Origin of the sequence: Psychrobacter sp. FDAARGOS_221 (assembly GCF_002313155.2) — a bacterium.
GTDB lineage: Bacteria > Pseudomonadota > Gammaproteobacteria > Pseudomonadales > Moraxellaceae > Psychrobacter.
In genome coordinates this window covers 994,352-1,006,765 of record NZ_NWFK02000001.1, presented here as the reverse complement: position 1 = coordinate 1,006,765, position 12,414 = coordinate 994,352, and the positions used below count along the sequence as shown (strand labels likewise).

9 protein-coding genes are annotated in these 12,414 nt (G+C 42.4%); 4 read left to right on the top strand and 5 right to left on the bottom strand.

Translation table 11 applies throughout. The features are described from left to right. Positions 1-7 precede the first annotated feature (7 nt). Positions 8-523, top strand: a complete 516-nt coding sequence (gene rimI, locus A6J60_RS04150; RefSeq protein ID WP_227526062.1) for a ribosomal protein S18-alanine N-acetyltransferase — start codon at positions 8-10, stop codon at positions 521-523. Between the two features lie 46 nt (positions 524-569). Here the strand turns inward: rimI and A6J60_RS04145 are convergent, their stop codons facing one another. From A6J60_RS04145 to trxB, 3 genes are all read right to left on the bottom strand, one after another. Next, a complete protein-coding gene (locus A6J60_RS04145) occupies positions 570-1,505 on the bottom strand; it encodes an arginyltransferase (protein ID WP_096064857.1) in 936 nt (311 codons plus the stop codon). Between the two features lie 28 nt (positions 1,506-1,533). Further along, on the bottom strand, positions 1,534-2,394 hold the full coding sequence (aat, locus tag A6J60_RS04140; protein WP_096064856.1) for a leucyl/phenylalanyl-tRNA--protein transferase: 861 nt from the start codon (positions 2,392-2,394) through the stop codon (positions 1,534-1,536). Between the two features lie 300 nt (positions 2,395-2,694). Then, positions 2,695-3,723 (bottom strand): thioredoxin-disulfide reductase, encoded by a 1,029-nt coding sequence (trxB, locus tag A6J60_RS04135; protein ID WP_096064855.1) that lies wholly within the window; start codon positions 3,721-3,723, stop codon positions 2,695-2,697. A 430-nt stretch (positions 3,724-4,153) separates the two neighbouring features. Here trxB and A6J60_RS04130 point away from each other — a divergent pair, with 430 nt between their 5' ends. From A6J60_RS04130 to A6J60_RS04120, 3 genes are all read left to right on the top strand, one after another. Further along, positions 4,154-7,327, top strand: a complete 3,174-nt coding sequence (locus A6J60_RS04130) for a DNA translocase FtsK 4TM domain-containing protein (protein WP_096064854.1) — start codon at positions 4,154-4,156, stop codon at positions 7,325-7,327. A gap of 343 nt (positions 7,328-7,670) precedes the next feature. After that, positions 7,671-8,381, top strand: a complete 711-nt coding sequence (locus tag A6J60_RS04125) for a pirin family protein (protein WP_096064853.1) — start codon at positions 7,671-7,673, stop codon at positions 8,379-8,381. A 157-nt stretch (positions 8,382-8,538) separates the two neighbouring features. Beyond that, on the top strand, positions 8,539-10,035 hold the full coding sequence (locus A6J60_RS04120) for an amidase (protein WP_096064852.1): 1,497 nt from the start codon (positions 8,539-8,541) through the stop codon (positions 10,033-10,035). A gap of 152 nt (positions 10,036-10,187) precedes the next feature. Here A6J60_RS04120 and A6J60_RS04115 read toward each other — a convergent pair whose 3' ends face one another. Both A6J60_RS04115 and A6J60_RS04110 read right to left on the bottom strand, forming a co-directional pair. Further along, positions 10,188-11,372: a site-specific DNA-methyltransferase gene (locus A6J60_RS04115; protein WP_227526060.1), complete on the bottom strand. Its 1,185-nt coding sequence runs from the start codon at positions 11,370-11,372 to the stop codon at positions 10,188-10,190. Next, positions 11,369-12,181, bottom strand: a complete 813-nt coding sequence (locus A6J60_RS04110) for an ApaLI family restriction endonuclease (protein WP_096064851.1) — start codon at positions 12,179-12,181, stop codon at positions 11,369-11,371. Before A6J60_RS04110 ends, A6J60_RS04115 begins: the two co-directional genes overlap by 4 nt. Between the last annotated feature and the right edge of the window lie 233 nt (positions 12,182-12,414).

Genomic DNA, 12,414 nt, shown 5'->3' with positions numbered 1-12,414 from the left:
GCTAAGGGTGAAACAAAGTACCGAATATGATATTTGTTCTGTCACAGACGCTAGTCATGATACAGATTTGGTTCGCCAAATCGCTAATATAGAAGCATTGATTCAGCCGCATGACGCATGGTCTCAAGACTCAATAGCTTCTCTGTTAAGTCAAGATAGCAATCATTGCTGGGCAGTCATTGAGGGCAGTTTAAAAGCGAATGTTGGTGATGAAAATGAGATCAAAGTCGTTGCTTACTGCCTATATAGCACTGTATTTGAAACAGCAGAAATACTAAGAATTGGTACACATCCAAAATACCAACGTCAAGGTCTGGCCACGTGCCTATTAAAACCACTGATAAAGCATATGCCTAATAAAGAACTAGAGAGAATATTGCTAGAAGTTAGAGCCGACAATCACGCGGCCATTGCACTTTATAAAAAGATGGGATTTGAGCTTATTCATACTAGAATAGCCTATTATAGCAGTCCAGTATGTGACGCTTTGATTATGGCTTATCAAGATACTAATAATGATTAATAGGGTCTGAGCCACTGGAAACTAAGAGCTATTGAACGAGTATATATTAACTCTGTAGCTGTACCGGTTTGGTATTTAGCAGCGCTAATACCTCGTTGTGATTAGGTTGGGTTTCAAAGCGTAGCCACTGTTGATTGATTAATAATTCGATAGGGGCGTACTCTGTTTTATAGCTCATCTTTTTGACACTTGGAATCCAGTAGCCCAAATAAGCGTAGGTAAGACCCAATGATTTTGCCATTTCAATTTGCTGCAAGATACAAAACACGCCAAGACTGCGCGAGTGATAACTAGGATCTGGGTCAAAAAAGGTGTAGATACTTGATAGTCCGTCGCTGAGCTTATCGGTGACCGCGACCGCTAATAGTTTGTTATTGGGCTCGCGGAACTCCATAAAAACGGTGTCAGCAGGGCTGTCAATCAAGAACTGCTCAAAGGTGTGCAGGCTAGGCGGATACATATCACCATCAGCGTGACGGGCGCTGATATACTTTTGATACAAACCATAATGCTCTTGTGTGGCTTTGCTGGCATCTATGATATTGATGCTCACCTGAGCATTGCGATTGAGCACGCGGCGGTAACGTCTTGAGGGGTGAAAGTCATTGACCACAACGCGACTGGCGATACATTGTTGGCAATGATGGCAGTTAGGCCTGTAAATGGCTTTGCCGCTGCGGCGAAAGCCTTGATGGCTGAGATAAGTGTATAAGAGACGGTCAATACCTTGGGCTTCAGGTAGCAACATGAATGTCAGTTGCGACGCTCGGTCGGGTAGGTAACTACATAAGCTAGGTGGCGACAGATACAGCGGATGTTGCTCAACCAAATCATCGGAGTCTTGCTTGTCACTGATGTTTTGGTTAGGACTAATTTCATCTGAGCGATCAGTCGGCGTATTATCGGCACGTTCAGTATTTTTATGATCTGAGTTTAAACGACTTAGGGTTAAGCCAGGATTATGATCTGAGGCTTGTTGCATTTAATACTCTCTATTTAATGGTTTCTATTTAATGGTCTCTTGTTGTTGTTGAGTCTGCTGCCGAAGATTGCCAAAGCTCGGTACCTAATTTTAAACGATTCACTGCAAAGCGCTGTGTTGAAAAAGACTGCCAATCGCTACTGTTTTGCTGGGTTAATTGCTTTAGATGGCTCAAAAATTGTGCACGCGGCATGATGCCTGCGCCCAGACTTTGCAGATGTGGATTGGGCAGCTGACAGTCAATGAGCGCAACTTTAGTATGCTGACAGAACACATTTAATGCCCAAAATGCGATTTTTGAGGCATTGCTCTGGCGATGAAACATGGATTCACCAAAATACAGCTGTCCAATTTTTAGTCCATATAGACCGCCGACTAAAGTGTCGTTGTCCCACACCTCAATACTGTGAGCATAGCCTAGTTGATGCAGCTGAGTGTAAGCATCAATCATCTCATCATGAATCCAAGTGTCATTGGCATAACTGCGCGGTAGGCTACAGGCATGAATCACAGATTCAAAGGCCTGATTAACCGTCAAGTGCCAAGAGGAGGATTTGGCTTGGCGTTTCAGTGATTTGCTGGGCTCAAAAGTTGTCGGGTCCAACACGCAGCGTGGCTCAGGGCACCACCAAGCGATGGGCTCATCTTCATTAAACCAAGGGAATAACCCTTGCGAGTAGGCATCGAGCAAAGTCTTGGGCGCTAGATCACCACCAATAGCAATTAAGCCTAAGCCATCAGGGTCAGCGAGTGTTGGCTCGGGAAACAGGTAGTTGCTGGTAAACTGGTTGGGTGTTGCTTCTGAGCGGTCAACGTCTGTGGACGGGCTTTGACGGGGTTGATCGTGGTCAAAGCGTGTTTGATGGTTTGTTGGCACACAGGTATCCATTTATAGTCATCAGTGGTTGGTTATTAATAAACGATTCCATATTTTTGAAATTGGCAAAATCGTTCGGCTTTAAACTATCACAAACACTCAGGCGGATAAAGCGCTTAATATTTACCGCATATTACACGACAAGTAAGGTTCAATAGGTGGCACGCGCCAAGGGCATAAAAAAAGAGCCACTGCGCTGGCAGTCGCTCTTTTAACAATCATAGACAAACAGTGTTAGCTCAGTGTATTAGCATAGACAAACAGTCTTAGACACGCTAAGTGGATTGTTTAAGCTGTGGTGCTAGCAAACAATTAAGCGTTGCTGTCTGAGGCAGCTGTCAAGGTTGAGTCATAGGTGTGATCACTGGCAACCGCAGCACCAATAGAGTCTAAGAACTTCTCAGCGTCTAAGGCGGCCATACAGCCAGTACCGGCAGAGGTAATTGCCTGACGATAGACGTTATCAGCAACATCACCTGCGGCAAATACACCCTCAATACTGGTCTGTGTCGCATTGCCTTGAGTGCCACTATTGACCGTGATATAGCCATCTTTCATGTCAAGCTGACCGGCAAACATTTGAGTGTTTGGCTTGTGACCAATAGCCACAAACAGACCATGCACATCGACTTGTTTGGTACTATTGTCTTTAGTTGACTCGATAATCAAGCCAGTAACGCCCATCTCATCACCAACAACTTCTTTAACTTGATGGTTCCACTCGATAGTTACGTTGCCATTTTTGGCTTTTTCAAACAGTTTATCTTGTAAGATTTTTTCAGCACGTAAGCTGTCACGGCGGTGGATTAGCACCACTTCTGAAGCAATATTAGATAAATATAACGCTTCTTCAACTGCGGTATTACCGCCACCGACAACGGCTACTTTTTGGTTTTTGTAGAAGAATCCATCACAAGTGGCACAAGCAGAAACGCCTAAACCTCTAAATTTTTGCTCAGATTCAAGCTGTAAGTATTGAGCCGAAGCACCGGTAGCGATAATCAAAGCATCACAAGTATACTGACCAGCGTTACCTTCTAAAGTGAAAGGACGTTTGCTTAGGTCAACCGAGTTGATATGATCGTTAACGACCTCTGTACCAAAGCGTTCAGCGTGTGCTTTCATGCGCTGCATTAGGTCTGGACCGGTTAAGCCTTCAACATCACCTGGCCAGTTATCGACATCTGTGGTGGTGGTCAATTGACCGCCTAATTGCATGCCTGAAATAATAATTGGCTTTAAGTTAGCACGGGCAGCATAGACCGCCGCTGAATAACCTGCTGGTCCTGACCCTAAAATAATAAGTTTTTCGTGACGTGGCGAGGTGGTATCTTGGCTCATGGAAATTCCTTAAAGATGATATGTGTCAAAAAAGTTAGGTATGAAATAATGAGGTGTCAAAAAATGACCTGTCAAAAAAAGTAATAAAAAAATAACTAACTATGGTTAAAAATGATTTAGTATTCTGTGAGGCTTATGCTCATTCAATGAGGGCTTTTATTGTAAATAACAACCAAGTTTAAGTGATGATATTTATTAATTCAATAAATAAGGCAACAGACCCTCGAAAATAGAGCGCAATTTGCTATTATAGAGGGTTATACAGGTTGGCTTATGCTTTAACGCTGCATCAGCGATTATATGCCGTGTTATTCCACTAGTTTTGAACCATAAAGTTATTTTTGGATTTCAATACAAGTCTCTAAGCCACAACCTATTCTTTTACCAGTTTTACATGTTGATACGTTTTAAACGCTAGGAAAAATTATTAATGATAACGGCACACTTTCTACATAGTTCTAAAAAAGTAATTTTTACATTGCTTGCCGTCTTAGTGTCTGCATTTTTGTTCGTTATCTTGCTCACCTATACGCCAAATGATCCAAGTTGGTCACGCATCAGCAGTGACATGGGTCAAGTCAGTAATATGGGTGGTGCGATTGGCGCCTGGATGTCTGATTTGCTGTATACCTTTTTTGGGTGGTCAGCGTGGTGGCTCATCGTATTCCTAGCTTATGAAGCGTTATGTATTTGGTGGCAGCGCAATCAAGCCATTGGTCCATTGCGTGTGATTGGCTATGTGTTTTTATTGCTATCAAGCTGTGCCTTAGTGGCTATCATTCCACAACTATTAAGTATCTCCGAGGTCAGTAGTGCTCGGGTAGGCGGTATTTTAGGCGCTGAAATCGCCACTCGATTAACAGGCCTATTGACCATCTATGGCACAGCCGCTTTCTTATTGCTGTTTGTGTTATTAACCGCTACTTTTTCTTTTGATATCCATTGGCGTCAGGTACTCAAGTCGTTATTTAGTCTATCTTGGCTGGGTAATGGTGTGCGTGATAAGCAGGCTCACGCCGATGAGCAGTCAGAAGAGGACGCGCAGGTGGATACTGAACACGACTCTGATTCTGAAGACAGTGATGAAGATGGCTATCAGCTAGGAGATCCTGAAGCTGAGCAGCCAATGTATCAACAGCTTAAGCTAAATTTGGACGAGCAGCAGGCGCAGCAAGAAGCTGAACAGGCACAAGATCCGGCTTGGAACAATGCACTTGATGAATTTTTGGTGAGCTCAGGTCTGACTGAAAGCATCATGAATTTACGCGAGCAAAAAAAGCAAGAAGCACAAGCCCAACGTGAGCTTAAAGCAAAACAAGAAGCCGCCGCTGAATCGCAACCGACAGTTAAGCAAGAGCCTAGCTTTGCTTGGAATGATCCAGATGTTATTGATGAGTTACTTGATGATGGTAACGGGTCACAGTCACAGCCGACGCAAGCTGAGAACCCAGTAGATGGGCAACCGTCAACATCACAACCTTCAACCACCCAATCGCAAACAGCGCCTGTTGAGGCTCAACAAATACAGGCTGAGCAAACAGAGTTCGAACAAGATAACTCAGAACTGTCTGCCGCCATTGAGTCGACTGAAATAGAGATAGCACCAGAGGTTGATCCGGTACCTGATACGGCTCCGACGACTGAGTCTATTGATGACAGCATAACGGCTGATTTGACAGCAGAGTCGGAGTCGATGCTAGCCGATGAGAATACTGCTGAAACAAGCCCAGCCTTTAGCGAAGATAACTCAAGCGAAGATAACTCAGATTCAGCAGAAGAGGAACAAGCGCACGAGGTTTCGGCACAACAAGAAGTTTCTGCACAACAGGCATCTGAGCAAGATGTCTCGACGGATCAGGAGCAACCAGCAGAGCCGGAAGCCTTTGTTGACTTAACCCCAACCAATACGCCGCCATCGAATCCAAGAGAGCCGCATAAGGCGGAAGATAAGTCGAAAGCGTCACAGCCAGTAACGCCAACCATACGCTTTGCCACACCAGAGGGTGATGGCAATCATATTGAAGATATGGTTCCTGACAGTGACGATGAAGTAGCACTGCCTGAAATCCATGACGATGCCGCCTTTGCGTCGAGCAGTCGTGCGATGCAAACTGCCAAGTATCGAGAAAGCTTAACCCCAATTCCTGAGATTTCTATCTTAGATAAGCCCGATCCTGACCGCAAGCCAAGCTATACTCAAGAAGAGCTAAAGCAGTTATCTGAGCTATTAGAGATTAAGCTGCAAGAGTTTAATGTTAAGGCGGAAGTGGTTAACGCCATTCCTGGACCGGTGGTTACTCGTTTTGAAGTGGACCTTGCTGCTGGGGTAAAAGCCAGCAAAGTGACGGGTATTTCACGTGACTTAGCGCGCTCTTTGTCAATGGCATCGCTGCGTGTGGTCGAAGTCATTCCGGGTAAGCCTTATATCGGTATTGAGGTGCCGAATAAGAAGCGCGAAATGGTACGTCTGATCGAGCTATTAAAGACTGAAGCCTATCAAGATCCAAAAGCGCAAATTAGCATGGCCATGGGTAAAGACATTGGCGGTAAACCTATTATTACTGACCTTGCGCGCGCACCACATATGCTGGTTGCCGGTACCACAGGTTCGGGTAAATCGGTATTGGTTAACGCCATGTTGTTATCGATGTTGCTCAAATATAAGCCATCTGAACTGCGCTTAATCTTGATTGACCCTAAACAGTTGGAGTTGGCTAACTACAATGATATTCCTCATCTATTGACGCCGGTAGTAACCGACATGAATGAAGCGGCTAGCAGCCTGTCATGGTGTGTGGCGGAGATGGAACGTCGTTATCAGCTGATGAGCTTATTAAAAGTACGTAAGCTTGGCGAGTTTAATAAGAAGGTGATTGCTGCAGAAAAAGCAGGTCGTCCTATTTTAGATCCATTGTGGCGACCGAATGACAGTGTCAGTATTGATAAGGCGCCTAAGCTTAAGACATTGCCGATGATTGTGATTGTCGCTGACGAATTTGCCGATATGATTATGCAGGTCGGTAAGCAGGCTGAAGAGCTGATTACCCGTTTGGCACAAAAATCACGTGCAGCAGGTATCCACTTAATGCTCGCCACTCAGCGCCCGTCAGTCGATGTGATTACCGGTCTGATTAAGGCCAATATCCCAGTACGTGCCGCGCTACGTGTTAACTCGAAAGTAGACTCTCGTACTATCTTGGATGCTGGCGGGGCAGAGGATATGCTCGGTAACGGTGACATGCTGTTCTTAGGCCCAGGTCAAATTGAGCCAGATCGTGTGCATGGTGCCTATGTGAGTGATGAAGAGGTTAACCGTGTCTGTGATGCTTGGCGTGAGCGTGGTGCCCCTGATTATATCGATAATATGGCCAGCAACTTTGAGCTGACCAGTCCCAGCAGTGGCGGTAATACCTCTGGTGAAGATGATGCCTTATATGATGAAGCGGTCGCCTTTGTGTTAGAGACGCGCAAAGTATCAGCCTCTAGTATTCAGCGTAAGTTTAGTATTGGTTATAACCGTGCGGCACGTATTGTTGACTCTATGGAAGAGGCTGGTCTAGTCAGTCCTATGGGTAAAAGCGGTAAGCGTGAGCTGCTGATGTAATTGTATTAATCTGTTTTTAGCCTTTTTTAGACTAAATAGTTTTTTAGTTTTCATAGTTATATTTTGAGGTTTGCGGTCTCTCGTGTTTTAACTCTTTATTTAATGGCTTATTTCAAAGGCAGACTTATTGAAGCCCTTTTATGCTCGGCTTTAGGTCAATTAGGCATGGTTTATGTCGCTCGATTGCTATTTCTGAGGGACACTAAAGGGTTAGTTTAGCTAAACTGAGATTAGTTACACATTTAAACCTAAGTTAACAATCGGGTATATAGATTAAGTTAAATTACATGATATAATAGCCCTCGTTAAATACAAAACAGATTAAAAATAATAAGGAATCACTATGAGAACCATTATTCACAGAGCAGATACTCGCGGCGATGCAAACCATGGTTGGCTAAAAAGCAAACACACTTTTAGCTTTGCGAACTACTATGATCCTTCACGCATGGGCTTTGGCGCATTACGTGTTATCAACGATGACCATGTAGAAGGCGGTAAAGGTTTCGGTACACACCCTCACCGTGACATGGAAATTATCTCAATTCCCACTTCAGGTAGATTGGCGCATAAAGACACCATCGGCACTAACGGTATTATCGAAAGTGGCGAAATTCAGGTGATGTCAGCAGGTACTGGTATTGCGCACAGTGAGATGAATGGTAATGCTGATGAGCCAGTTAAATTCTTCCAAATTTGGGTCATTCCAAACAAACAAGGTGTTGAGCCACGTTATCAGCAGTTAAAAATTGCTGACATGTTAAAGCCAAACGAATTTGGTCAAATCTTGTCTCCAAACCCAGATGATGCGGGCGTATGGATTCACCAAGATGCTTGGTTTAACATGGGTAACCTAGACAAAGGTGTGAGTGCTCATTACAAACTAAATGGTACATTCCACGGTGTGTATGCCTTTGTTATTGAAGGTAAAGTTAAAATTGGTGACGAAGTACTAGAAAGACGTGATGGTATGGGCATTATCGATGTGACTGAGTTTGATGTGGAGGCATTAGAAGACTCAAGAGTATTGCTAATGGAAGTACCTATTCAGTAGTTAGTCAATAACTAGTCAGTAACTGGTTTTAAGTACAGTCTAGTATTGTTTAATAAAAAGCCAAATCGAATAGATTTGGCTTTTTTTATGTCTCTGATTCGGATAAGCTATGGATTAATATCAATATTTATAAATTATTATTCAAGCAGAGGACGCTATGTTCAAAGAATACCCCCAATATGATGCCATCGGATTGGCGCAACTTATTAAATCTGGTGAGATTAGTGCTAAGCAAGCATTAGAAGCTGCTGTGTTTCAAGCCAACAAACACAATCCCAAACTTAATGCCATTATCCACCGCTTTGATGAGCGTGCTTTTGCCGCCGCCCAAAGTGGTCTGCCAGAAGGTATTTTTAGTGGGGTACCTTATTTACTAAAAGATTTAAACTTCTTGTTTGCCGGTGAGACGATAAGAATGGGCAGCCGCAGCGTCAATATTGTGCCAGAGCATGACAGTGAGCTGGTCAAACGGATGCGCGCCACTGGGGTGAATACTTTTGGCAAAACCAACACACCAGAGTTTGGATTAATTATTACCACTGAGCCTAAGTCCTTTGGTCCATCGCATAATCCGTTTAAAAAAGGCTATAGCACAGGCGGCTCATCAGGGGGCAGTGCAGCAGCGGTCAGTGCAGGCATTGTACCGATGGCCGGCGCTGGTGATGGAGGCGGTTCTATTCGCTTCCCAGCAGCGTGGTGTGGGGTGTTTGGCTTTAAGCCAAGCCGTGGCCGCAACCCAAGTGGTCCACTATATGCTGAAGGCTGGGAAGGCGCGGTAGTCGATCATGTGATTACCCGCAGTGTGCGTGACAGTGCAGCGATGCTCGATGCCACCGCAGGTCGAGAAGTAGGATCTGCTTTTGTGGTGGACTCTGAGTCAATGACCGGCTCACGCTTTTTACAAGCCACTGAGCAGCCCAGTCAACCGTTAAAGATTGCGATTATGCGTGAGCCTTTATTTCCTGGCACGGTTGTCGATAAGGAAGTATTAGCTGTGTTAGACAAGACGTGTCAGCAGCTTGAAGACATGGGGCATGAACTAGATTATGCGCAGCCACAGATTGATTTGGATACCTTATGGCGTGACTTTTTCACCGTGGTGTGTGCGCATACTGCCTTTTTTGTTGATGATTTAATGCAGCGTCATGGTGCACAGCAGGTAGCAAATTTAGAGCCACAAACCCGTAATATGGCGCTGATAGGGCGTTCATTAAGTGTGCTTGATTTACTTAAAGCCAAGCAAGGCTGGCACGATGTGCAGTATCAAACCGGGCTAATTCTTGAGCAGTACGACATGATTGTCTGCCCGACAGTGCCAACTGCAGCGGTGAAGCATGGTGTGTTGCCGCCTAGCCGTATTGATGAGCTACTGCTTAGCGTCACTGATGTCATTGAGCGTGGGGTCAATATCGGTAAGTGGATATATAACTCAAGCCTAGTCGAAAAGCTCAGTGCACCTGTGCTCAGTAAAATGGCATTTACCACTTTGGGTAATGTCACTGGCCTGCCTTGTATGTCTTTGCCCATGGGAATGAGTAGCAAGGGGCTACCCATTGGCATGCAAGTGATTGGGCAGATGAATGACGAGGCAAGATTGTTTAGTTTAGCGGCAGACATTGAGCGTGCGGGCTTCTTTACGGAGCCAGCGATTTAAGCCCGCAATTTAGTATAGTCAAATTTGTGTATCAAATAGTTTTTATGAATGATAAAAAATAATATAGCTAGCTTATCCATTTAATTGGTATTTTAATGCCATTCAAAGAATTCAGTTGAATGGCATTATTTTTAGAGTAATAGATGAGTTAATTACGTCGTTAACTTTTTATCTATTTGTATAGACAGCGTTTCTATTATTTCAATACCATCTATAGAGTCAATTAAACCTAATCCTAAACCTTCCTTCTCAGTTTGTATTAAAATAGATTTTTTAGAGCCTTTAGTTTCCATAGCCTTTTTAAGTAAACTTATTGCATCTGCTAAAGGTTCATTAGGTTTTTGAATGCGAACTAAAACAGGGGTTCCTTCAAATTGCTCTACAAGAATTGCATCAATTCCTTTGTTTCTCTGAACAGGATTGAATTCAACTCCTTGCAAAAGATTCAGAGCATTGCTATCTACATTCAAATAAGATTTTCGCCCTTTTTTTAGCAGGTTAGATTCTGTTTTAATAGGTTTTTTTAATCGTTCTCGACTTAACTCAACAGCAGACTCTGATTGATCAATACCCAAGTAGTTCCTATTGGTGAGTTTAGAAGCAACGCAAGTGGTACCACTCCCACAGAAAGGGTCTAATACTAAATCCCCTGCATCAGTGACGAGCTCAATAATTTGTTCTAGTAACAAGATAGGTTTCTGTGTAGGGTAACCTACTCTTTCTTTTGCTTTAGGGTTAAGATAAGGAATTTCCCAAACGTCACTTAAGGGGACACCTTTTTTCTTCTCGCCATACTGAATATTCCCAAAGCTATCTTTAGCGTAAACGGTTTTATTCTTCTCATTCCTTGTTCTTTTTTGAAGTATTTGATCCACGTTCGTAGTCTCAGAATAAGCTTTGAATATACGATTAAACTTAAAGTTTTTAGACTTTGAGTAAAAATAAATATTTTGATGAGCAGGTAAAAGTCCCTTTTTTGCATTTGACCATCTTTTGTATGACCATATTATTTCTGATTGAAAGTTATTACTTCCAAATACGCTATCCAAAACAGCTCGAACAATATGTTCTCCACTTTTATCACAGTGAACAAATATTGAGCCGGTATCTTTTAATAGGCTATGCATAATCTCTATTCTATCTTTCAAAAAACGAGCGTAATTAGCACTATCTCCCCAAGTATCATCAAAACTAAACTCTTTGCTACCATCACGATTTTTCAAAGTATGAGTTTTCTCAGTAAAAAAAGGTGGGTCGAGATAAATTAAATCAACAGACTCTTCATCTAGACTCTTCATAACTTCGAAACAATCACCGTGCAATATACTATTTATCATACTAATTCTTTTTGATCCCTTTTTTCAGCAATTTTCATAAGTATCGATTTCAAGTCGTAGCCACTTACCTCTTTAATATAGCTCCAAGCATCATCCCCTGCATGATACTCGCCACCAACCCCCGTATATATAGTTTTAAGTGTATTTTGTATTCTGATAGATTGAGCTCTTTGCGGATAGTAGAACATGACTCTTATAGGCTTATAACCATAGGACTCTATGACTTTTACTCTAGTATGTTCCTTGGTTATATGGTCCCCATCAGTCGTAGCATCTCTCCATTTTATTTCTATAGCGTCATTGCCATTTAAAAAGTCTATCTCAAATGTCTTAGGTTTTTCCCCTAAGTTATTATCTACCAATTTTCGTCCTCCTTCGCTATTAGCATAAAACAAGCATAGAGAGGCTACCTCTTCTAGAAAGGATCCAGCATATTTATAGAGAAAACGACCTGTATTTTGGTATATATCAATTAACTGACCATCTTCTTGTGAAACTCCTAGCACTCTATAAATTAGATAATGTGAGTTATCATCCTGCTTCATTTCTATCTTTCTTGTAGATATCTTTTCATCGAGATTAGCAGCATATTTATCAGCTATAGCTTCAATTTGTTTTTCCAGAAGCTGAAGGCACGTACCATTTTCTCTAGCTACGTCAATTTCTTCACGTCTATATTTATAAACGGCTTGTATTAAATCATTTGCTGAACGGGTTTTTTGTCTTCCATTTATTTTCTCTTTAGTTTGTATCCCTAGGCTTTCACAATATTCAATAAGTTCAGGTTTTTTAAGGCTTTCAACTTTCATTACTTCTCCGTATCTTAAGTATAGTCACTGAAAATAAATAATAGTACTTTAATAGATATGTTTATAATTTTTTTATAGAGAATATCAGACAAAGAAATAAACAATATCATATTTATTTATCCAATTACATAATGAGTAGGATATTGTTTCTAATAACCCTTACAAGTAATGGCTATATTTTTTTACTATAACTTGGCTATAACTAGATTTAAATAAGCAGGTACAGAAAAGTA

Coding starts and splice junctions, on each gene's coding strand:
- A6J60_RS04145 (WP_096064857.1), bottom strand. CDS start 1,505: ATGCAACAAGCCTCAGATCATAATCCTGGCTTAACCCTAAGTCGTTTA.
- aat (WP_096064856.1), bottom strand. CDS start 2,394: ATGGATACCTGTGTGCCAACAAACCATCAAACACGCTTTGACCACGAT.
- trxB (WP_096064855.1), bottom strand. CDS start 3,723: ATGAGCCAAGATACCACCTCGCCACGTCACGAAAAACTTATTATTTTA.
- A6J60_RS04130 (WP_096064854.1), top strand. CDS start 4,154: ATGATAACGGCACACTTTCTACATAGTTCTAAAAAAGTAATTTTTACA.
- A6J60_RS04125 (WP_096064853.1), top strand. CDS start 7,671: ATGAGAACCATTATTCACAGAGCAGATACTCGCGGCGATGCAAACCAT.
- A6J60_RS04120 (WP_096064852.1), top strand. CDS start 8,539: ATGTTCAAAGAATACCCCCAATATGATGCCATCGGATTGGCGCAACTT.
- A6J60_RS04115 (WP_227526060.1), bottom strand. CDS start 11,372: ATGATAAATAGTATATTGCACGGTGATTGTTTCGAAGTTATGAAGAGT.
- A6J60_RS04110 (WP_096064851.1), bottom strand. CDS start 12,181: ATGAAAGTTGAAAGCCTTAAAAAACCTGAACTTATTGAATATTGTGAA.